We start from the raw sequence: 20,467 nt of genomic DNA, 5'->3' as shown, positions 1-20,467 counted from the left end.
GTTTCACCGGAGATCCGGGCCTGCTCCGGGGTGACCCCGACGCCGCCCCTGATCCCGGCGGACGGGAGGATGGAGGAATGCAGCTTCGCACCGACCTCCGCAACGTCGCCATCATCGCCCACGTCGACCACGGCAAGACCACGCTGGTCGACGCCATGTTGCGGCAGGCCGGCGCCTACGGCGCCCGCGGCGAGACGACCGAGCGGGTGATGGACTCGATGGACCTGGAACGGGAAAAGGGCATCACCATCCTCGCCAAAAACACCGGCGTGCGCTACCTCCCGGCGGACGGCTCCGACCCGGTCACCATCAACATCATCGACACCCCCGGCCACGCCGACTTCGGGGGCGAGGTGGAACGCGGACTGACCATGGTCGACGGGGTGGTCCTGCTCGTCGACGCCAGCGAGGGTCCCCTGCCGCAGACCCGCTTCGTGCTGCGCAAGGCGCTGAAGGCCCGGATGCCCATCATCCTGGTGATCAACAAGGTGGACCGCCCGGACGCCCGGATCAAGGACGTCGTGGACGACACCTACGAACTCTTCCTCGACCTCGACGCCGACGAGGAGCAGATCGACTTCCCGATCGTCTACGCCTGCGCCCGCGACGGCATCGCCTCGCTGACCCAGCCCGCCGACGGGGCCGTCCCCGAGGACAGCACCAGCCTCGAACCGCTGTTCCGCACCCTGCTCGACACCATCCCGCCGCCCGCCTACGACGAGGACGCCCCGCTGCAGGCCCACGTCACCAACCTCGACGCGTCCCCGTTCCTCGGCCGGCTCGCGCTGTGCCGGGTCCGGCAGGGCACCATCGGCAAGGGCCAGACCGTCTCCTGGTGCCGTACCGACGGCACCATCGCCAAGGTCCGCATCTCCGAGCTGCTGATGACCGAGGGCCTGGAGCGCAAGCCCGCCGACAGCGCCGGGCCCGGCGACATCATCGCGGTCGCCGGCATCCCCGAGATCATGATCGGCGAGACCCTCGCCGATGCCGAGGACCCCCGCCCGCTGCCGCTGATCACCGTCGACGAGCCGGCCATCTCGATGACCATCGGCACCAACACCTCCCCGCTGGTGGGGCGGGTCAAGGGCGCCAAGGTCACCGCCCGGATGGTCAAGGACCGCCTCGACAAGGAACTCGTCGGCAACGTGTCGCTGCGGGTGCTGCCCACCGAGCGCCCCGACGCCTGGGAGGTGCAGGGCCGGGGCGAACTCGCCCTGGCCATCCTGGTCGAGCAGATGCGCCGGGAGAACTACGAACTCACCGTCGGCAAGCCGCAGGTGGTCACCCGGGAGATCGACGGAAAGACCTGCGAGCCGGTCGAACGGCTCACCATCGACGCCCCCGACGAGTACCTCGGCGCGATCACCCAGCTCCTGGCCACCCGCAAGGGCCGGATGGAGCAGCTGGTCAACCACGGCACCGGCTGGATCCGGATGGAGTGGCTCGTGCCCGCCCGGGGCCTGATCGGCTTCCGCACCGAGTTCCTCACCGAGACCCGCGGCACCGGCATCCTGCACCACGTCTTCGAGTCCTACGAGCCGTGGTTCGGCGAGCTGCGCACCCGCAACAACGGCTCCCTGGTCGCCGACCGCGCCGGTTCGGTCACCGCGTTCGCCATGACCAACCTCCAGGAACGCGGCCAGCTCTTCGTCGAGCCGGGCACCGAGGTGTACGAAGGCATGATCGTCGGCGAGAACTCCCGCTCCGACGACATGGACGTCAACATCACCAAAGAGAAGAAGCTCACCAACATGCGCTCGTCGACCGCCGACGAGACCGAGAAGCTCATCCCGCCGCGCAAGCTCTCCCTGGAGCAGGCCCTGGAGTTCTGCCGCGAGGACGAGTGCGTCGAGGTCACCCCGGCCGCCGTCCGGATCCGCAAGGTCGTCCTCGACCAGACCCAGCGCGCCCGCGCCGCCGCCCGCCGCAAGCACGCCGGCTGAACCACCGGTCGCGGGGGCCGGCACCGGCCCCCGCGCACCCCGGCGATCGGCTACGGTCACCGCCATGACCTGGGACGACCTCGACGCCCGTCTGGCCGGTGTGCCCGGCACCGTCTCGGTGTACGCCGGCCGCCTCGACGCCGCCCCCACCTGGACCCACGCCGAACACACCCCGCACTACGCGGCCAGCACCATGAAGGTCGCCGTGCTCGCCGCCCTCTACCGGGCCGCCGAAGCCGGCGCCCTCGACCCGGACACCCCGGTGCCGGTGCACAACGACTTCCCGTCCGCCCACCCCGACGGGCCGCGGTTCTCCCTGACCCCCCACTACGACAACGACAACGCCGTCTGGGACCGCCTCGACCGCACCGCCACGCTGCGCTGGCTCGCCGAACGCATGATCGTCCGCTCCAGCAACCTCGCCACCAACATCCTCCTCGGCCACGTCGGCCTCCCCGCCGTCGCCGAGGTCTGGGCCCTCGCCGGGGCCCGGCACAGCGTCACCGGGCGGGGCATCGAGGACTACACCGCCCGCGCCGCCGGCATCACCAACCTGGTCACCGCCGCCGACCTCGCCGCCCTGCTCGGCGCGCTCGCCACCGGCGCCACCCGCCCCGGCCCCATCGCCACCCCGGCCAACTGCGCCACCATGCTCGACGTGCTCCGCGCCCAGGAGTTCCGCGAGGACCTTCCCGCCGGGCTCCCCGCCGGGGTGCCCATCGCCCACAAGAACGGCTGGGTCACCGGCGTCCGGCACGGCGTCGGCGTGGTCCTCCCCCACGACGCGCCCCCGTACGTGCTCGCCGTCTGCACCACCACCGACCTCACCGACCCCGACGCGTGCCGGCTCCTCGCCGACGTCTCCGTCCGGGTCTGGGCCGCCCGCCACGACCTGCGCCCCGCCCCCTGACCCGGAGGCCGGCGTCACCCCCGGCGGCCACCCGCCCACGCTCCCCACCCCCACCAGGAGCCCCCATGCGCCACCACCGGCTGCCGCTGCTCGTCTTCGCCGTTCTGACGGCGGCGAACCTCACCGCCGTCGCCACCGACCACCGCCTCGGCGTCCTGCTCACCAAACCACTGCTGATCCCGGCGCTCGCCGCGTACCTCTGGCTGGTCGCCGCCGCCCACGGCCGGCGACCGGACCGGCTGCTCCTCGCCGCGCTCGCCTTCTCCACCGGCGGCGACATCGCGCTGCTCGTCGACAGCACCACCGCGTTCCTCACCGGCATGGCGCTCTTCCTCGGCGCGCACCTCTGCTACATCACCGCGTTCACCCGCCACGGCGCCGCCCGGGCCCTGCGCCGCCCACCGCTGGTCGCCGTCGGAATCGGGTACGCCGTCGCCACCACCGCCGCCCTGGCCTGGATGTGGCCCGGCCTCACCGACGCCGGACTGGCCCTGCCCATCGCCGGCTACGCCGTCGCGCTGGCCACCATGGCCACCACCGCCGCCGCACACGGCCCCCGCGTCGCCCTCGGCGGCGCGCTCTTCCTCCTGTCCGACCTGATCATCGCCACCGGCCTGGCCGACGTCGGCCACCTGCCCGGCCACGGGGTGTGGGTGATGAGCACCTACTGCCTCGGTCAGGCGCTCATCGTCACCGGCCTCGTCGCCCGGCTCACTCCAGCAGGTTCGCCCGCACCGCGCTGACCAGCTCGTCGGTCGCCCCCAGGCCGTCGCGGAGATACACCCCGAACGACCCGTGCACCCGCGTCACCTCGTCGTAGGCGGCGTCCAGGTACTCCGGGCGCACCTCCAGCACCGGGCGTACCGCGTCGGCGTCCAGCCCCGGCCGACGCCGCCGCATCGCCTCCAGCAGCACCTCCCGCAGGCTCACCGTCAACTCGTTGTGCCGCAGGTAGTCCTCCCGGATCGCCGCCTCGTCCACCCCCAGCACGGTCAACAGCACCACCGCCAACCAGCCCGTCCGGTCCTTGCCCGCCGAGCAGTGGAACACCAGGGGCAGGTTCGCCGGGTCGGCCGCCAGCCGCAGCGCCGCCGCGAACCCACGCCGTGCCGACTCCCCCGTCACGAACCACCGGTAGATCGCCGCCATCGCCGCCGGGGTGCCCTGCTCCGCCAACCCCCCGTACGCGTCCAGGTCGTGCCCGAGCAACAACGCCGAGACGTAGGTGAAGACCGGGTGCGCCGGGTCGTGCACCGGCAGGTGCGCCACCCTCGGCTCACCGGGCAGCCGGTCCGGCGGGGCCTCCGCGATCTCCGCGGCGTACCGCAGGTCGACCACACACGCCGGGGCGAGCTTCGCCAGCACCGGCAGGTCCTCGTCGGTCAGCCGTCCCAACGCCGGGGTACGGATCAGCTGACCCGCCCGCACCCGCCGCCCGTCCGCGCCCACCAGGCCACCCAGGTCCCGCGCGTTCGGCGCGCCCACCAGTTCCCAGTCCCGCACCCTCATCCGGCCTCCCCTGCCGCGCGTCCGTCTGTATAGGGTGCCGCAATGACGATCGCCGCGGTACGCACCCACCGGCTTTCCGCCCCCTTACACACCCCCTTCGTCACCGCCCTGCGCCGCACCACCACCGTCGAGACCCTCGTGGTCGAGATCGTCGACGACGAGGGGCGCTCCGGGTTCGGCGAGGCCCCGCAGGTGTGGCAGGTCACCGGCGCCTCCATCGACGGCTCCCGCGCCTGCGTCCACGAGATTCTCGGACCCCTGATCGCCGGGCGGGACGCCGACGACCTCAACGCCCGCTGCGCCGAGATCCAACGCGCCGTCGCCGGCAACGAGGCGGCCAAGGCCGCCGTCGACACCGCCCTGCACGACCTCGCCGCCCGCCGCCTCGGCGTACCCCTGGTGCGGTTGCTCGGCGGCACCAGCCGGCGCGTGCCCACCGACGTCACGGTCTCCGCCGGGGACGCGGTCGACCTGGCCGCCACCGCCCGGCAGCGCACGGCCGACGGCTTCACCGTGCTCAAGCTCAAGGTGGGCACCGACGCTGCCGGCGACCTGGACCGGGTCCGCGCCGTCCGCGCGGCGGTGGGTCCCGGGGTGCGGATCCGCCTCGACGCCAACCAGGGCTGGACCCCCCGGGAGGCGGTCCGGGTCATCCGCGGCATCGAGGACGCCGGCCTCGACGTCGAACTGGTCGAACAGCCCGTCGCCGGATGGGACCTGGACGGACTGGCCTGGGTCAGCGACCGGGTGGACGTGCCGATCCTCGCCGACGAGTCCGTCTTCGGGCCCCGCGACCTGGTCGAGGTGATCCGCCGCCGCGCCGCCGACCTGGTCAACGTCAAACTCGCCAAGGCCGGCGGGCTCCGGCCGGCCCGTACCCTGCTCGAGCTGGCCGCCGCGCACGGTGTGGGCACCCTCGTCGGGTCGATGATGGAGAGCCAGATCGGCGTCGGCGCCGCCGCCAGCCTGGTCGCCGCGTACGGCACCACCGTCGTGGCCGACCTCGACGCCGCCTGGTGGCTGGCCTGGTCGCCGGTGCGTGGCGGTCTGCGGTACGACGGCGCCACCGTGGTGCTCCCCGACGCCCCCGGCCTCGGCGTGAAAGCCATCGATGAAGCAAAGATTCAGCAGCATGGTTGATGGCTGTCGGAATCTTTCATAAGGTCACCGCAGACGACCGCCCGACGCCTGGGAGTGCACGTGGAACTGCGAGCCGGCCAGCGGGCCGTCGTCCAGGTCGCCGTGGCGACCCTCTGGAGCTGCCCCGAGGCGGTCCGCCCGATCGACGCCCCCGCGCTCGGGACACACGTCGACACCGGCGCCTGGATCGCCGGCATGGACACCGACCAGCAGGTCGGCGACTGCGTCCTGAGCCAACTCCTGCTCGGCGAGGAGGTGCTGGTTACCGAGGTGGGCCCGCCCGGCTGGGTGCGGGTCGTCGCCGTCGAACAGGCTGCCGCCGACCTCGACCCACGCGGCTACCCCGGTTGGCTGCCCACGAGCCAGCTCACCGCCGCGCCCAGCGTTCCACCGGTCCCCACCGGCCCGCCGGTCGTCGGGCCACCGGCCCCCACCGGCGCGCTGGTCGTCGACGCCACCGTCACCGCCCTGTACGCCACCCCCCACGGCGACGTCCGCATCCCCGGCGTCGCCCTCGGCACCCGGCTGACCCCCGCCGGGCCGGCCGTCGACGGCTGGCGACCGGTACACGCCCCCGGCCACCGCGAACCGCTCTGGCTCCCCGACCGGCACACCGTGCCCCTGCCGACCCGCCCCCCGGCCCCCGACGAGGCGCTCGCCGTCGCCGAACGGCTCCTCGACGTCGTCTACATCTGGGGCGGCACGTCCCCCGCCGGGATCGACTGCTCCGGCCTGGTACACCTTGCCTGGCGACGCTTCGGCGTGTGGCTGCCCCGCGACGCCGGGGACCAGGCCGCCGCGACCACCCCCGTGGAACTCGGCACCGAACGCCCCGGCGACCTGTACTTCTTCGCCCGGCCCGGCCGCGGCATCCACCACGTCGGCATCGTCAGCGCCCTCCCGCGCCCCGGCGACGACCGCCGCATGCTGCACGCCTGCTACCAGCGCCGCCGGGTGCTGGAGGAACGCCTTCCCGACGACCGCACCGCCACCCTGGTCGGCGTCCACCGCGTCTGACATCCGCCCCGCGCTCCCCGCGCCCTCCACCCTCACGCACCGCACCGCACCGCAGGGCGCGTGTGCGGTTGAGTTAAGGGGTGGGTCGCGCCGCCGGTCAGTGCTTGACGGCGAGCAGCTCGCGGCGGCGGTCCCGGGAGGACTTGACCAGGCTGGCGACGGTGGCCACGGCGAGCGTGCCGAGGATGACCGTCAGCGAGAGCCAGATCGGGATGTGCGGGGCCCAACCGACGTGCTCGCCACCGTTGAGGAACGGCAGGTTGTTCTCGGCGAGAGCCTCGAGCATCAACTTGACGCCGATGAAGCCGAGCACCACGGCCAGGCCGGTGCTCAGGTAGATCAGGCGGTTGAGCAGGCCACCGAGGAGGAAGTAGAGCTGCCGGAGCCCCATCAACGCGAAGACGTTCGCGGTGAAGACGAGGTACGGCTCCTGGGTTATGCCGAAGATGGCCGGAATCGAGTCCAGCGCGAAGATCAGGTCGGTGGTGCCGATCGCGATCATGACGATCAGCATCGGAGTGAAGAGCCGCTTGCCGTACTCCCGCGTGGTCATCTTCGCGCCGTCGTAGCCCTGGGAGATGGGCAGCGCTCGCCGGCTCCACCGGATCAGCACGTTCTCGGTGAACTCGTCCTCGTCGGGCTCACCCTGTCGGGCGAGGTTGATCGCGGTGTAGATGAGGAACGCGCCGAAGATGTAGAAGACCCAGGTGAACTGCGAGATCAACGCCGCGCCGGCCGCGATGAACGCGCCTCGCATGATCAGTGCCAGCACGATGCCGATCAACAGCACCTTCTGCTGGTACTGCCGGGGCACCGCGAACCGGGCCATGATGATCACGAAGACGAAGAGATTGTCCACCGAGAGGCTGTACTCGGTGAGCCAGCCGGTGTAGAACTCGCCGGCGACCTTGCCGCCGCCGAAGAACCACAGACCGACGCCGAAGAGCAGGGCCAAGCCGACGTAGAATCCCACCCAGAGGCTGGACTCGCGGACACTGGGTTCATGGGGGCGACGGCCGATAACCAAGAGGTCGAAGACCAGGATCGCGGTCAACGCGATCAGGGTCACGGCCCAGACCAGTCCGGACACGTTCACAGCTTATCCTCCGGCAGGCACACAGCGACCGGCACACCGCAACCCTGTGGAACAGGAACAGCCCAAGGCTCGGTGTGCCGGCGACGCTGACTCTGGTGACTGTCGGAGGTCTCTCCCGCCACCGCTCCGCGAACGCAGCGATGACCGATGGCGCCGGGTCGACCGTCCGGGGGACGTTCGACCGTGCTGACGACACCATCGTGAGGGATACTCCCCTCCTCGGCGGTCATTGTTCACCATCCACGCCTCCCCGCGCACCTCCCGAGGCGACGAATGCCGACCACGTCACGTTCCCTTGCCTGTCACCGGATCGTCACTCCCGAACCGCAGTGGACAGTGTTCCGGCTGTTCGTTGTGGTTGGCCGGGCGCAAGGAAGGGGCGGCACACCGCGCAGCGCATCCTAGGAGGCTAGGTGTTACTGGCGGACGCCGGTGCCGTCCGACCCGACGGAAGCCGAGCGCACACCGGCCGACCCCCGCCGGCGTGGGACGGGACCCCACCCCCGCCCGACGTCGACCACCGACATGGCAGGCTGCGGGACATGGTGCTTGAGGTCGCGCTCATCGACGTACTGCCCGGACACGAGGACGCGTTCGCCGCCGCGTACGCCCAGGGTCACCCGATCCTCGCCGGCACCCCCGGCTGCCGTTCGGTGCGGATGACCCGGGGGATCGAGTCCCCGTCACGGTTCGTGCTGCTCGTCGAGTGGGACTCCGTCGAGGCCCACGAACGCGAGTTCCGGGGCACCGAGCGGTTCGAGCGGTGGCGGGCCCTGATCGGGCCGCACTTCGCCGGCCCGCCCCGGGTCGAGCACTTCGTCGACGTGCCGGCTTGACGACGACGTCGGGCCGTCGGGGCACCGGCCGGGGGCATGCCCCCTCGTTGCCGGGCTTCTCCGACACTGACGACGACGTCGGGCCGTCGGGGCGCCGGCCGGGGCGGACGGGCCCGGGGTGAAACCCGATCGCGTCCGTCCGGCGGCCTGTGCTTGGCTGGCGGACATGACTGATCGGGTGGCCCTGGTGACCGGGGTCAGCCGGGGCGTCGGCATCGGCGCGGCGGTCGCCCGGACCCTCGCGGCGGCCGGTCACCGGCTGCTGCTCACCGGCCTGCCCCGCTACGACGACGCCCAGCCGTACGGCGGCGACCCGCAGGGCGTACCGGCCCTCCTCAGCGACCTGGACGGGCGCGCCCGGTACGTCACCGCCGACCTGCTCGATCCGGCCGCGCCGGCCGATCTGGTGGCCGAGGCGGTCCGACGGTACGGCCGACTGGACGCGGTGGTGGCGGTGCACGCCTACTCCACCCGCACCCCGCTCGGCACCCTGGCGGCGGACGAGATCGACCGGCACCTGCTGGTCAACGTCCGGGCCACCCTGCTGTTGGCCGAGGCCTTCGCCGCCGCGTTCACCGCGGGCGAGGGCGGTCGGCTGCTGCTCTTCTCCAGCGGGCAGCGGCTCGGTCCGATGCCGGACGAGTTGGCGTACGCGGCGAGCAAGGCCGCGGTGGAGAACCTGACCACCCAGCTCGCACCGCTGCTGATGCCCCGGGGCATCACCGTCAACTGCGTGAACCCCGGCCCCACCGACACCGGCTACGCGCCACCCGAGGTGCACGCCGCCGTGGCCCGCCACTTCCCCGGCGGGCGCTGGGGCACCCCCGACGACGCGGCGCGGCTGGTGGCCTTCCTCTGCTCACCCGAGGCCCGCTGGATCACCGGTCAGGTCATCGACTCGGAGGGCGGCTTCCACCGGTACGCCTGACCGGCGGCGGGACGGCCCACCGGGCCGGCTCACTCCTCGGTGACGTGCCCGGCGAGCAGCTCGATCGTGTCGGCAGCGGAGAGGGCCGCGTCGAGCAGCCAGCCGGCGAGCTGCTCGTAGCGGCGGACGTCCGGCTCGGCGGTCAACCGCAGGTCGGTGGTGAGCGCCTCCAGCACCACCGTGCGGGGATCGGCCGGGTCCGGGAACGCGTAGCAGGAGAACGGCGTGAGCGGGTGCATCACGCTCCCGGCCACCGGGACCCCCCGGGGCAGGACCCGGATCGTCACGTTAGCCCGTCGTGCCGTCGTCACCAGATGCCGCACCTGGTCCCGCCACACCGGGGCCGGGACACCAGCCCCGTTGAGCACGGCCTCGTCGAGGACAGCGGTGTACCGGGGCGCGTCCGCCCGGTGCAGCACGTCCTGCCGGGCCGACCGCGCCCGGGTGTCCGCCTCCACGTCGATCCCCGGATCGAGGAGCCGGCCGGCGGTCACCCGCAGCCGCGCGTACGCCCGGGTCTGGAGCAGACCCGGCACCACGGCGGGCTGGTACTCGAAGATGGTGGCCGCGCCCGCTTCCAGCTCGGCGTAGGTGCGTTGCCGGTCCCCCATCTCGCCGAGGGCCTTCCACCAGCTCCGGTTGGTCGCGGCGTCCCGGGCGATGACGATCAGCGCCTCCCGCTGCGCCACCGGGACCTCGTAGACGTCGAGCAGGTCGAAGACGTCGGCCAGGTCGGGACGGCTCTGCCCCAGCTCGATGCGGGACAGTTTGGAGGTGGAGGCCCAGCCGAGCCGTTCGCAGACCTGGTCGAGCGTGAGGGCCGCCTGACGACGGAGCTGGCGCAGCTCCGCGCCCAGGCGCGCCCGGCGGATTACGGGACTCGTTGGCAGCGGCATCCGGCCTCCCACCGTCGGAGACTACGGGGGGTCACCACCCGACGCAATACCCTGCTCACAGAGAGCAACAACGGGTGGTGGAGGCACGTCGCCCCCGGTCAGGGGCGGCAGGTGTCGACGGGCCACACCGTGCCGGCCGGGTCCGGTGCGGTGTGGCCCCGCGATCCGTGGTCGGTGTCGGAGATGGCGAACCAGCGCGTGCCCGTCAGCGGGACGTCACTTCACCCCGGCCGCGTCCATCCCCCGCAGCTCCTTTTTTAGCTCGGCGACCTCGTCACGGATGCGGGCGGCCAGCTCGAACTGCAACTCCCGGGCGGCGGCGAGCATCTGGTCGTTGAGTTCCTGGATGAGCTGGGCCAGGTCGGCGCGGGCCATGCCCTCCCGGGAGGGGCCGGCGGTCGTCCGGGCCCGGCTCCGGGTCTCCTTGACCGGGGCCTTGCCCCGGGAGAGCTGCCGCACCGCGCCACCGACCCGGTTGTCGGTCTCGGTGTCCTCCGCCTCACGGTAGATGTCGTCCAGGATGTCGTGGATCTTCTTGCGCAGCGGCTCGGGGCTGATCCCGTGGGCCTCGTTGTGCGCGATCTGCTTGGCCCGCCGCCGGTTGGTCTCGTCGATCGCCTCGGCCATCGAGGGGGTGATCTTGTCGGCGTACATGTGCACCTGGCCGGAGACGTTCCGGGCCGCCCGGCCGATGGTCTGGATCAGCGACCGGCCGCTGCGCAGGAAGCCCTCCTTGTCGGCGTCGAGGATCGCCACCAGGGACACCTCGGGCAGGTCGAGGCCCTCCCGGAGCAGGTTGATGCCGACCAGGACGTCGTACTCGCCCTTGCGCAGCTCGCGCAGCAGCTCCACCCGGCGCAGCGTGTCGACCTCGGAGTGCAGGTAGCGCACCCGGATGCCGTTCTCCAGGAGGTAGTCGGAGAGGTCCTCGGCCATCTTCTTGGTCAACGTGGTGACCAGCACCCGCTCGTCGCGTTCGGTCCGCAGCCGGATCTCGTGCATCAGGTCGTCGATCTGCCCCTTGGTGGGCTTGACCACGACCTCCGGGTCGACCAGGCCGGTCGGGCGGATCACCTGCTCGACGTACTCGCCCTGCGCCTGCTCCATCTCCCAGGGGCCCGGGGTGGCGGAGAGGAACACCATCTGGCCCACCCGCTCCAGGAACTCGTCGAAGCGCAGCGGCCGGTTGTCGGCCGCGCTGGGCAGCCGGAAGCCGTGGTCGATCAGCATCCGCTTGCGCGAGGCGTCGCCCTCGTACATGCCGCCGATCTGCGGGATCGTCACGTGCGACTCGTCGACGACGGTGAGGAAGTCGTCGGGGAAGTAGTCGAGCAGGCAGTGCGGCGGGCTCCCCGGCAGCCGGCCGTCGATGTGCATGGAGTAGTTCTCGATGCCGGAGCAGAAGCCGACCTGCCGCATCATCTCGATGTCGTAGGTGGTGCGCATCCGCAGCCGCTGCGCCTCCAGCAGCTTGCCCTGCCGGTCCAGCTCGGCGAGACGCTCGGCCAGCTCCGCCTCGATGTCGCCGATGGCCCGCTCCATCCGCTCCGCGCCGGCGGCGTAGTGCGAGGCCGGGAAGATCAGGAACTGGGGTACCTCACGCACCACGTCGCCGGTGACCGGGTTGAGGTAGTAGAGCTTCTCCACCTCGTCGCCGAAGAGCTCGATCCGCAGCGCCATCTCCTCGTACGCCGGGATGATCTCCAGCGTGTCGCCCCGGACCCGGAACGTGCCCCGCTGGAAGGCCATGTCGTTGCGGGTGTACTGGATCTCGACCAGATGCCGCAGGAGCCGGTCACGGTCGACCTCCTGCCCCACGGTGACCCGGACGGCCTGGTCGAGGTACTCCTCCGGGGTGCCCAGGCCGTAGATCGCCGAGACCGTGGCCACCACGATCACGTCCCGACGGGTGAGCAGGGACATCGTCGCCGAGTGGCGCAGCCGCTCGACCTCCTCGTTGATCGAGGAGTCCTTCTCGATGTAGGTGTCGGTCTGCGGGATGTACGCCTCGGGCTGGTAGTAGTCGTAGTAGGAGACGAAGTACTCGACCGCGTTGTGCGGGAGCAGCTCGCTGAACTCCTTGGCCAGCTGGGCACAGAGGGTCTTGTTGGGGGCGAGGACCAGGGTCGGCCGTTGCAGCCGCTCGACCAGCCAGGCGGTGGTGGCGCTCTTGCCGGTGCCGGTCGCGCCGAGCAGCACGGTGTTCCGGTCGCCCCGGCGGACGCGCCGCTCCAGGTCGTCGATGGCGGCGGGCTGGTCGCCGGCCGGCTGGAACTCGCTGACGACCTGGAAACGTCCGTCGAGACGGGGGATGTCGAGCGCCATGACCCCCACGGTACGCCGCCGGTCTGACACTCCGACCCGTACCACGGGAGGTGCCCTGACCAGCTTCGATATTCTGATTGTGGGCTACATCTCACCACGCTAAGGTGTGCACCGTAGGCCGCTCGCGGCGGCCGACCGGGCCGGGGCCCGGCCCTCGTCGGCCGACCCGCCCGGCGCAGGGGTCGCGGCACCCGGGTCGACCGGCGTGCGCCCCCGGACGCGGTCGCGCCGAGCGCGCAGACCGGCCGCCGCGAGCGCCCTGCTCGTCACCCCAGCCCGGTCGAGGCGTTCAACCACTCGTGGAGACATCGCCCGCCCCGGGATCCGGGCCCGCGCCCGCCCCGGGCGACGCGGATCCGAACGTCCCCGGCGACGCGGGTCCGGACGTTCCGGGCGAGGCGGATCCGGACGCTCCCGGCGAGGCGGATCCGGACGCTCCCGGCGAGGCGGATCCGGACGCTCCCGGCGAGGCGAAACGGACCGACGACACGGGTCCGGACGACCCCGGCGACGTCGATCCCGACGCTCCCGGCGACCGGGACGGCCCCGCCCGGACGGATCTCGCCGGGCCGGCCGGCGGCGACCGGGCACCCCGGCGGCGCACCCTCCTGGTCGGGCTCGGCGCGGTGGCCCTCGTCACCGCCGCAGCCCTGGTCGCCGGGCTGCTCAGCTGGCGACCCGACCCGCCGGACCCGGCCCGTGCGCTCACCGTCACCGAGGCCGAGCGGCTGGCCGCCGTCCGGGTCACCAACTACCGGGACGGACGGGCCCGGCTGCGGGCCACCGTCGGCCAGGGCGGCGACCGCGTCGAGGCGGTCGGCTGGGTCGACTGGACCCGGCCGTTGGTCTACCTCGACGTCGGTGGCCCGGGAGCGGGTCCGCTGCGCGGTCTGGTGCAGGCCACCCCCGGCGTCGTGGCGGTCCGCCCCGATCCGGCAGCGGTGCTCACCCCGGCTGTCCCGCCGCTGCTGCCCCCGGCCGACAACTGGCGGATCCGCGACCTGCCGGACCGGCCCGCACTGGCCGCCCTCCTCGACCTGCTGTTCGCGCTGTCGGCCGACCGGCCCGACCCGGTGGCCCGGCTCGGGGGCGCCCGCTGGGTGGCCCGGGACACCGTCGGCCGCACCCCGGTGGACGTGTTCCGCATGGCCACGACCCCGGCCCCGACCGCCAACACTGCCGGCGGCACGGTTCCCACGACCCCGACCGCCACCGCCACCCCTGCCGGCGGCACCGTCGCCACGGCCCCGACCGCCACCCCTGCCGGCGGCACCGTCGCCACGATCCCGGCCCCGACCGCCACCCCCGCCGGCGGCACTTCCACCCCGCTACCCGCCGCCGGCACCCCCCGCCCCTTGGCCGACGACGGGTGGCGCTACTGGGTGGACCGGGACGCCCGACTGCACCGGCTGGCCGCCCGGCTGCCCGGCGCCGTACCGGTGGAGTTGGACCTGGACCGGTCGCACCGCCCGCCGCTGCACCCGGTGGCCGCCCTCGGCGGCGCCCCCGGGCTGCCCCGGGACCTGACCCGGGAGGAGGCGGAGCGGCTGGCCCGGATGCCCGCCCGGAACCGGGCCCTCGGTGGTACCGCGCTCGTCCTGGCCGTTCCCACCGACACCGGCGCGAACCTGCGCGGCGGCGGCTGGCTGGACTGGCGCGGGCAGGTCGCCTACCTCGCCACGACCGACCTCGACGCGCCGGAACAGCGGACCGTGGCCCGCCACGACCGGTCGGGCGTGACCCGGACGCGGCTGCCGGTCGGGGACGAGGCCCCCGACGCCCGGCCACCGCTGCCACCGCCGGACGACGCGCGCTGGGAGCGGGTCCGGGCCGGCCCGGGTGAGCTGGACCGGCTGGTCGGATCGGCGCTGCGGGCCGGCCGGGAGCCACCAGGCCCGGACCGGGCCACCTGGCTACGCCGGGACAGCACCGGCAAGCGGCCGGTGGACGTCGTCGAGGTGCGCACCGCAGGACACGCGCTGCGGTACTGGCTCGACCGGTCCGGTGTGCTGCGCCGGCTGGAACTGCGGACCGGAGCGGGCGCGTGGGCCCAACTCGACCTGGTGCAGGCGCCGGTGCCCCGGCTGCCCTCGATCCCGGTCCCGAAGCCGGCGCCCCGGCCGTCGGCCCGCTGATCCTTCCCTCCCGCCGGCACGACGCCGGCCGTCGGGCGTCAGGGACGCCAGCCGGTGCGGGCGGCCCACTCCTCGGCGCGGACCTGCTCCTCGTCGAACCACGGTTCCTTGGCCAACGCGTACCCGACGCTGTCCGGGGTCGCCGCCGCCACGGCGCGCTTCATCGCCAGGTACGCGGCCCGCTGTTCCGGGTCCGCGCGGAGGTGGTCACGCATCAGCAGCGCGTACCGCCAGCCCGGTGAGTCGGTCTCCCGGACGTGCAGGTGGACCGGCCGACCGGGATCGGCGCTACCGTGCAACCGTTTCGGCCAGGACTCTCCGCCCGGAGTGCGGGGGCTGTCCCACCACTGACCGGGGAAGCGCGGAAACCCGGCGGCAGCGAGCCGCTCGGCGAGCACCCCGTCCGCCTCGTCGAGCGAGGGCACGGCGAGTTGGACGTCGATGACGTCCTTGGCGGGCAGACCCGGGATCGAGGTCGAGCCGATGTGGTCGACCCGTACGTCCACGGGGGCCAGCGCGTGCCGGATCCGGGCGGCGAGGCGCTCGTACTGCTGCGGCCAGGTCGCATCCGGCTCGGCGAGCCGGACCTGCCGGGTCCGTACCACCCGCTGTTCGCGCAGGTTCTCCTCGTACGGCAGGAGTCGCTCGTGCCAGAGCGCGTCGACTGCGGCGTGCAGGTCGTCGAGGGTGGCGTCGTTGGCGAGCACCACGTCGGCGGCGGCCCGGCGGCGCACGTCGTCGGTCTGCGCGGCGATCCGCCGCTCGGCCTCGGCGCGGCTCATCCCCCGGTCCCGGGACAGCCGGGCCAGCCGGATCTCCGGTGCCGTCTGCACCACCACCACGAGGTGGTACGTCGGGGCGAGCCCGACCTCCACCAGCAGCGGTACGTCGTTGACCACGACCGCGTCCGGCGGCGCGGCGGCGGCCAGTTCGGCGGAACGGGCCCGGACCCGGGGGTGGGTGATCGCCTCCAGCCGACGGCGTGCCGCCTCGTCGCCGAAGACCAGTGCCCCGAGGGCCGGTCGGTCGAGGGATCCGTCGGGGGCGAGCACCCCCGCGCCGAAGGTGGTGACGATCTCGGCGAGCCCCTCGCTTCCGGGGGCGACCACCTCGCGGGCGATCCGGTCCGAGTCGACGACCACCGCGCCGAGTTGCGCGAGACGCGCCGCCACCGCGCTCTTACCGGAACCGATGCCTCCGGTCAGGCCCACCCTCAACACCGCACCAGTGAACCCGATCGCCCCCGCCCTGCCAACCGGAGGGTCCGTACAGGGGAAGGCCCCGTCCGCCGTGGGGAGCCGGGGACGGGGCCTTCGGGTGGTGCCTGTGGATCACTTGCCGCCGGCGAGCTTCTCCCGCAGTGCGGCGAGCGCCTCGTCGGTGGCCAGGGTGCCGGACGGCTCCTCGGTCTGCCGGCTCGGGGCCGGGCTGGTCGAGGAGGTGGTGCCGCCGGTGACCGGGGGGGCCGGGTTGGCAGCGGCCTCGGCGTCGGCGGCGCGGGAGTTCTGCACCTGCTTGGTGTGCGCCTCCCAGCGCTGACGGGCCTCGGCGTACTGGTTCTCCCAGGTCTCGCGCTGCTTGTCGTACCCCTCGAGCCACTCGCCCGTCTCCGGGTCGAAGCCCTCCGGGTAGATGTAGTTGCCCTCGGCGTCGTAGGTCGCGGCCATGCCGTAGAGGGTCGGGTCGAAGTGCTCCTCGCCCTCGACGAAGCCCTCGTTGGCCTGCTTGAGCGAGAGCGAGATCCGCCGCCGCTCGAGGTCGATGTCGATGACCTTGACCATGACCTCGGAGCCGACCTGGACGACCTGCTCCGGGATCTCGACGTGGCGCTCGGCCAGCTCGGAGATGTGGACCAGACCCTCGATGCCGTCGTCCACCCGGACGAACGCACCGAACGGCACCAGCTTGGTGACCTTACCCGGCACGATCTGCTGGATCGCGTGGGTGCGGGCGAACTGACGCCACGGGTCCTCCTGGGTCGCCTTCAGCGACAGCGAGACCCGCTCGCGGTCCAGGTCGACGTCCAGAACCTCGACCTCGACCTCCTGGCCCACCTCGACGACCTCGGACGGGTGGTCGATGTGCTTCCAGGACAGCTCGGAGACGTGCACCAGACCGTCCACGCCGCCGAGGTCGACGAACGCGCCGAAGTTGACGATCGAGGAGACGACGCCCTTGCGGACCTGCCCCTTCTGGAGCTTGTTGAGGAACTCGGTACGCACCTCGGACTGGGTCTGCTCGAGCCAGGCCCGGCGGGACAGGACCACGTTGTTGCGGTTCTTGTCCAGCTCGATGATCTTGGCCTCGAGCTCCCGGCCGACGTACGGCTGGAGGTCGCGCACCCGACGCATCTCGACCAGGGAGGCGGGCAGGAAGCCACGCAGCCCGATGTCGAGGATGAGGCCGCCCTTGACCACCTCGATGACCGAGCCGCGGACGACACCGTCCTCGTCCTTGATCTTCTCGATCGTGCCCCAGGCCCGCTCGTACTGCGCCCGCTTCTTCGAGAGGATCAGACGCCCCTCCTTGTCCTCCTTCTGGAGGACGAGGGCCTCGATGTGGTCACCAACCGACACCACCTCGGCCGGGTCCACGTCGTGCTTGATCGACAACTCCCGAGAGGGGATGACACCCTCGGTCTTGTAGCCGATGTCGAGCAGGACCTCGTCCCGATCGACCTTGACGACGGTGCCTTCGACAATGTCGCCGTCGTTGAAGTACTTGATGGTCTCGTCGATCGCGGCGAGGAAAGCCTCCTCGGAACCGAGATCGTCGTGGGTGACCCGGGTGGCGCTCGAGGGGGCCTCGATGCTGCTCGTCATGTGGGCGGTTGCTCCGGTCGGATGGTTTGTCACAGCAGGCTTGTGTCGCAGTGACCTGTTCGCGCCAGCGGATCCGCCTCCGGGCACACCGAACGATCGCCAAATGAGATCATGATGTGGCTCCGTTGACCGCGCGCCTGCTCCCTGCCGAGACACACGATCCGCGAGCGCATCCTCTAGCCTACCGGGTGCATTACCACAGCGTGCAAGCCCTCCCGCCCTCTGCGGGGCGCGTCAGCTGCGAAAGCCGAAGAATCGCCCGCAATCCACCACTTGTGTAACACGCGTCACAGCCGTCCCCGCACACCGCCGCCGCCGACCCACCGGACGGGGCCTAGCGTGATGGCGTGAACGACGACAACCGGGTGCTGCGCCGCCGGGTCGGCGACGCCGAGGCGCGCCGGGCCAACCGCCGCTGGTGGGACGCCGACGCCGACGACTACCAGGCCGAACACGGCCACTTCCTCGGCGAGGTGGACTTCGTCTGGTGCCCGGAGGGACTGCGCGAGGCCGACGCCCGCCTGCTCGGCGACCTCGCCGGTCGGCGGATCCTGGAACTCGGCAGCGGAGCCGCGGCCGCCGCCCGGTGGCTGGCCGCCCAGGGGGCCACGCCGGTCGCCCTGGACCTCTCCGCCGGCATGCTGCGGCACGCCGCCCGGGCCGCCGACCGCACCGGGGTACGCGTCCCGCTGGTGCAGGCCGACGCGCTCGCCCTCCCCTTCGCCGACGCGGCCTTCGACACGGTCTGCACGGCGTTCGGCGCGGTCCCCTTCGTGGCCGACTCGGCGGCGGTGATGCGCGAGGTCGCCCGGGTGCTGCGGCCCGGCGGCCGGTGGGTCTTCTCGGTCACCCATCCGATGCGCTGGATCTTCTACGACGACCCCGGGGAGGGCGGGCTGACCGCCGTCCACTCCTACTTCGACCGCTCCCCCTACGTGGAGCAGGACGAGCACGGCGTCGCCACCTACGTCGAGCAGCACCGCACCCTCGGCGACCGGATCCGGGAGCTGGTCGGTGCCGGGTTCCGCCTGCTCGACCTCGTCGAACCGGAGTGGCCGGAGGGACACGAGGGGATCTGGGGCCAGTGGAGCCCGCTGCGCGGCCGGCTCTTCCCCGGCACCGCCATCTTCGTCGCCGAGAAGCCCACCACCTGACGTCGCCGTCGCACCCGCTGTCCGGCCCGCACCGCCCCAGCCAGGGTTACGCTCACCCGGTGAGCGCCGAGCCCGTCCCGACATCACCTGGCCCTTGGTGTCCGGATCCGATGCGGCAGCAGCGTGCCGACTACACGCTGGCGGACCTCCTCGCCCTGCCGGACGACGCCCCCCGCGTCGAACTCGTCGACGGAGTCATCCAGGTGACACCCTCCCCCACCCTGGACCACCAGAGCATCTCGTTCCTGCTCTGCCGCTGGCTGGCCGACCACGCACCAGAACACCTACGGGCCACCCTGGCGGTCGGGGTGGCACTGAACGCCAACACCAGCCGTCAGCCGGACGTTCTGCTGCACCGGGCCGGCATCGCCGCCGACCAGTCCCTGCTACGTCCTGAGGACGTCGTCCTCGCCGTCGAAGTGGTCTCCCCGGGCACCCGCCGCGTCGACCGGTTCGCCAAGCCGGGCGAGTACGCCGCCGCCGGCATCCCGTACTACTGGCGCATCGAACAGGACCCGGTGCACCTGTACGCGTACCGGATCGGCGACCGGATCGGGCCGGGCGGTGAACGCCAGTACGAGCTGGTCGCCGAGAGCGCGGACCTGGTCGAGCTGGCCGAGCCGTTCGACATCAAGCTGCCGGTCGCCGAGATCACCCGCTGACGTCGCACCCGCTGTCCGTCCGGGTCACCCCGTCCGGGGTCACGCTCCCCCGGTCAGCGGCGAGCCCGTCCCGACATCACCTGGCCCCCGCTGTCCGGATCCGATGCGGCAGCGCCCGGTTTCCGGGCACCGCCGGCGGGTACCCGCGGGCATGGCCGACAGGGAGTTCCGCGAGGGCGACCACGTCTCCTGGGCCAGCCACAGCGGCCGGGCTCACGGCGTGGTCAAGGAGAAACTGACCGACCGGACGCACGTGCGGGGACACGCGGTGAACGCGTCCCCGGAGCACCCGCAGTACCGCATCCGCAACGACGACTCGGGCCGGGACGTCGCGCACAAGCCGGAGGCGTTGCGCCATGAAGAACGATGAACAGGACCGGGACACCTACCGGGAGTTCACCGACGCGGTGAACATGAAACCCGGCGAGCTGTCGAAGTGGCTGGAGACGGAGGAGTCCCAGCACGTCGGCTGGCGCAGGAAGGGCAAGCAGAGCGGCGAGTCGGTGGGGCACGAGTCCGGCCGGAAGATCGTCGACCTGCTGCGCCGCAAGCGCGCGGAACTCTCCGCCGCCGACTTCAAGCACATGCGCAAGGTCGTCGGGTACGTCCACCGGCACATGGCCCAGCGCCCGTCCGGCGACGTCCGCGACACGAAGTGGCGGTACTCGTTGATGAACTGGGGCCACGACCCGCTCAAGGCGCCGCTGCCGCCGCCCGGCGGCCCCTCCCGCCGTGCCCTGGAGCGCCACGGCGCCCCGCCCCCATCCCGCCGCGGCCCGTCCCGCTAGCCACGACCAGGACCGGGTCAGGTAGCCACGACCAGAACCGGGTCAGAGTGCGGGCCGCCCGGCTACTGGTCACCCACCCGGACCACGTCAGGGGTTCCGGGCAGCCCGGCCCGCGCAGGGACCAAGCCTGACCGCCCGGAGCGGGCCGGGCTGCCCGGAACCCCACCCACCCACCCACGCTCGCGACACCCATACCCCGTCGATCATGGAGTCATGGTGCCCGGTCGGTGGCGATGACGGCGTTTTGTGCGGCACTCGAACTCCATGATCGACGCACGGTCGAGGTGCGCGGGACCAGGACCG

The 20,467-nt window shown here is 72.6% G+C and carries 18 protein-coding genes; 12 read left to right on the top strand and 6 right to left on the bottom strand.

Going from position 1 to position 20,467, the window contains the following annotated elements; all coding sequences use genetic code 11:
• Window positions 1–77: 77 nt before the first annotated feature.
• The 3 genes from typA (at window position 78) to GA0070618_RS20035 (ending at window position 3,599) form a co-directional block, all read left to right on the top strand.
• The gene (gene typA, locus GA0070618_RS20045) at window positions 78–1,946 is read left to right on the top strand and encodes a translational GTPase TypA (protein ID WP_088983007.1); all 1,869 of its coding nucleotides are present in this window, start codon (window positions 78–80) and stop codon (window positions 1,944–1,946) included.
• 64 nt (window positions 1,947–2,010) lie between these two features.
• Window positions 2,011–2,856, top strand: a complete 846-nt coding sequence (locus GA0070618_RS20040; RefSeq protein WP_088983006.1) for a serine hydrolase — start codon at window positions 2,011–2,013, stop codon at window positions 2,854–2,856.
• Window positions 2,857–2,921: 65 nt separating this feature from the next.
• Window positions 2,922–3,599, top strand: a complete 678-nt coding sequence (locus GA0070618_RS20035) for a lysoplasmalogenase (RefSeq protein ID WP_088983005.1) — start codon at window positions 2,922–2,924, stop codon at window positions 3,597–3,599.
• Here the strand turns inward: GA0070618_RS20035 and GA0070618_RS20030 are convergent.
• Window positions 3,568–4,365, bottom strand: a complete 798-nt coding sequence (locus GA0070618_RS20030) for a tyrosine-protein phosphatase (protein ID WP_088983004.1) — start codon at window positions 4,363–4,365, stop codon at window positions 3,568–3,570. The two genes, GA0070618_RS20035 and GA0070618_RS20030, sit on opposite strands and share 32 nt — an antisense overlap.
• Window positions 4,366–4,407: 42 nt before the next feature.
• Here GA0070618_RS20030 and GA0070618_RS20025 point away from each other — a divergent pair, with 42 nt between their 5' ends.
• Together GA0070618_RS20025 and GA0070618_RS20020 are read left to right on the top strand one after the other, a co-directional pair.
• The gene (locus GA0070618_RS20025) at window positions 4,408–5,505 is read left to right on the top strand and encodes a mandelate racemase/muconate lactonizing enzyme family protein (RefSeq protein ID WP_088983003.1); all 1,098 of its coding nucleotides are present in this window, start codon (window positions 4,408–4,410) and stop codon (window positions 5,503–5,505) included.
• A 60-nt stretch (window positions 5,506–5,565) separates the two neighbouring features.
• Complete coding sequence (locus tag GA0070618_RS20020; protein ID WP_088985683.1) at window positions 5,566–6,522, top strand: C40 family peptidase; 957 nt, start codon at window positions 5,566–5,568, stop codon at window positions 6,520–6,522.
• Window positions 6,523–6,619: 97 nt separating this feature from the next.
• Here the strand turns inward: GA0070618_RS20020 and GA0070618_RS20015 are convergent, their stop codons facing one another.
• The gene (locus GA0070618_RS20015; protein WP_088983002.1) at window positions 6,620–7,618 is read right to left on the bottom strand and encodes a TerC family protein; all 999 of its coding nucleotides are present in this window, start codon (window positions 7,616–7,618) and stop codon (window positions 6,620–6,622) included.
• 542 nt (window positions 7,619–8,160) lie between these two features.
• On the opposite strand from GA0070618_RS20015, the gene GA0070618_RS20010 reads away from it, so the two are divergent.
• Together GA0070618_RS20010 and GA0070618_RS20005 are read left to right on the top strand one after the other, a co-directional pair.
• Complete coding sequence (locus tag GA0070618_RS20010) at window positions 8,161–8,454, top strand: antibiotic biosynthesis monooxygenase family protein (RefSeq protein ID WP_088983001.1); 294 nt, start codon at window positions 8,161–8,163, stop codon at window positions 8,452–8,454.
• Window positions 8,455–8,620: 166 nt separating this feature from the next.
• Window positions 8,621–9,382, top strand: coding sequence for an SDR family oxidoreductase (locus GA0070618_RS20005; protein ID WP_088983000.1), 762 nt, complete (start codon window positions 8,621–8,623; stop codon window positions 9,380–9,382).
• Between the two features lie 29 nt (window positions 9,383–9,411).
• On the opposite strand, the gene GA0070618_RS20000 is transcribed toward GA0070618_RS20005, so the two are convergent.
• Entirely contained in the window at window positions 9,412–10,278 is an 867-nt protein-coding gene (locus tag GA0070618_RS20000) for a helix-turn-helix domain-containing protein (RefSeq protein ID WP_088982999.1), read from the bottom strand.
• Window positions 10,279–10,494: 216 nt separating this feature from the next.
• Window positions 10,495–12,603, bottom strand: coding sequence for an excinuclease ABC subunit UvrB (uvrB, locus tag GA0070618_RS19995; RefSeq protein ID WP_088982998.1), 2,109 nt, complete (start codon window positions 12,601–12,603; stop codon window positions 10,495–10,497).
• Between the two features lie 299 nt (window positions 12,604–12,902).
• On the opposite strand from uvrB, the gene GA0070618_RS19990 reads away from it, so the two are divergent.
• A complete protein-coding gene (locus GA0070618_RS19990; protein WP_088982997.1) occupies window positions 12,903–14,738 on the top strand; it encodes a hypothetical protein in 1,836 nt (611 codons plus the stop codon).
• A gap of 38 nt (window positions 14,739–14,776) precedes the next feature.
• On the opposite strand, the gene coaE is transcribed toward GA0070618_RS19990, so the two are convergent.
• Together coaE and rpsA are read right to left on the bottom strand one after the other, a co-directional pair.
• Window positions 14,777–15,958, bottom strand: coding sequence for a dephospho-CoA kinase (coaE, locus tag GA0070618_RS19985; RefSeq protein WP_088982996.1), 1,182 nt, complete (start codon window positions 15,956–15,958; stop codon window positions 14,777–14,779).
• A gap of 111 nt (window positions 15,959–16,069) precedes the next feature.
• The gene (gene rpsA / locus GA0070618_RS19980) at window positions 16,070–17,560 is read right to left on the bottom strand and encodes a 30S ribosomal protein S1 (protein ID WP_088982995.1); all 1,491 of its coding nucleotides are present in this window, start codon (window positions 17,558–17,560) and stop codon (window positions 16,070–16,072) included.
• A 347-nt stretch (window positions 17,561–17,907) separates the two neighbouring features.
• Here rpsA and GA0070618_RS19975 point away from each other — a divergent pair, with 347 nt between their 5' ends.
• The 4 genes from GA0070618_RS19975 to GA0070618_RS19960 all read left to right on the top strand — a co-directional run bounded on the left by GA0070618_RS19975 (window position 17,908) and on the right by GA0070618_RS19960 (window position 20,164).
• Window positions 17,908–18,714, top strand: coding sequence for a class I SAM-dependent methyltransferase (locus tag GA0070618_RS19975; RefSeq protein ID WP_088982994.1), 807 nt, complete (start codon window positions 17,908–17,910; stop codon window positions 18,712–18,714).
• Between the two features lie 110 nt (window positions 18,715–18,824).
• Window positions 18,825–19,376 carry a Uma2 family endonuclease gene (locus GA0070618_RS19970; protein WP_088982993.1) on the top strand — a complete coding sequence of 184 codons (552 nt, stop codon included), beginning with the start codon at window positions 18,825–18,827 and terminating at the stop codon, window positions 19,374–19,376.
• Window positions 19,377–19,527: 151 nt separating this feature from the next.
• A complete protein-coding gene (locus GA0070618_RS19965) occupies window positions 19,528–19,746 on the top strand; it encodes a hypervirulence associated TUDOR domain-containing protein (protein ID WP_088982992.1) in 219 nt (72 codons plus the stop codon).
• Complete coding sequence (locus tag GA0070618_RS19960; protein ID WP_088982991.1) at window positions 19,733–20,164, top strand: DUF3140 domain-containing protein; 432 nt, start codon at window positions 19,733–19,735, stop codon at window positions 20,162–20,164. The genes GA0070618_RS19965 and GA0070618_RS19960 overlap by 14 nt, the downstream gene beginning before the upstream one ends.
• The last annotated feature ends 303 nt before the right edge of the window (window positions 20,165–20,467 follow it).

Origin of the sequence: Micromonospora echinospora, from assembly GCF_900091495.1 — a bacterium.
GTDB classification, from domain to species: domain Bacteria; phylum Actinomycetota; class Actinomycetes; order Mycobacteriales; family Micromonosporaceae; genus Micromonospora; species Micromonospora echinospora.
Note: the sequence above shows the minus strand (reverse complement) of the source record. Positions and strands in the feature narration are given on the sequence as shown.

Bases quoted from the DNA above. Each gene is read 5' to 3' on its own strand.
- typA (WP_088983007.1), top strand. From the start codon at position 78: ATGCAGCTTCGCACCGACCTCCGCAACGTCGCCATCATCGCCCACGTC.
- GA0070618_RS20040 (WP_088983006.1), top strand. From the start codon at position 2,011: ATGACCTGGGACGACCTCGACGCCCGTCTGGCCGGTGTGCCCGGCACC.
- GA0070618_RS20035 (WP_088983005.1), top strand. From the start codon at position 2,922: ATGCGCCACCACCGGCTGCCGCTGCTCGTCTTCGCCGTTCTGACGGCG.
- GA0070618_RS20030 (WP_088983004.1), bottom strand. From the start codon at position 4,365: ATGAGGGTGCGGGACTGGGAACTGGTGGGCGCGCCGAACGCGCGGGAC.
- GA0070618_RS20025 (WP_088983003.1), top strand. From the start codon at position 4,408: ATGACGATCGCCGCGGTACGCACCCACCGGCTTTCCGCCCCCTTACAC.
- GA0070618_RS20010 (WP_088983001.1), top strand. From the start codon at position 8,161: ATGGTGCTTGAGGTCGCGCTCATCGACGTACTGCCCGGACACGAGGAC.
- GA0070618_RS20005 (WP_088983000.1), top strand. From the start codon at position 8,621: ATGACTGATCGGGTGGCCCTGGTGACCGGGGTCAGCCGGGGCGTCGGC.
- GA0070618_RS20000 (WP_088982999.1), bottom strand. From the start codon at position 10,278: ATGCCGCTGCCAACGAGTCCCGTAATCCGCCGGGCGCGCCTGGGCGCG.
- uvrB (WP_088982998.1), bottom strand. From the start codon at position 12,603: ATGGCGCTCGACATCCCCCGTCTCGACGGACGTTTCCAGGTCGTCAGC.
- rpsA (WP_088982995.1), bottom strand. From the start codon at position 17,560: ATGACGAGCAGCATCGAGGCCCCCTCGAGCGCCACCCGGGTCACCCAC.
- GA0070618_RS19970 (WP_088982993.1), top strand. From the start codon at position 18,825: ATGCGGCAGCAGCGTGCCGACTACACGCTGGCGGACCTCCTCGCCCTG.
- GA0070618_RS19965 (WP_088982992.1), top strand. From the start codon at position 19,528: ATGGCCGACAGGGAGTTCCGCGAGGGCGACCACGTCTCCTGGGCCAGC.
- GA0070618_RS19960 (WP_088982991.1), top strand. From the start codon at position 19,733: ATGAAGAACGATGAACAGGACCGGGACACCTACCGGGAGTTCACCGAC.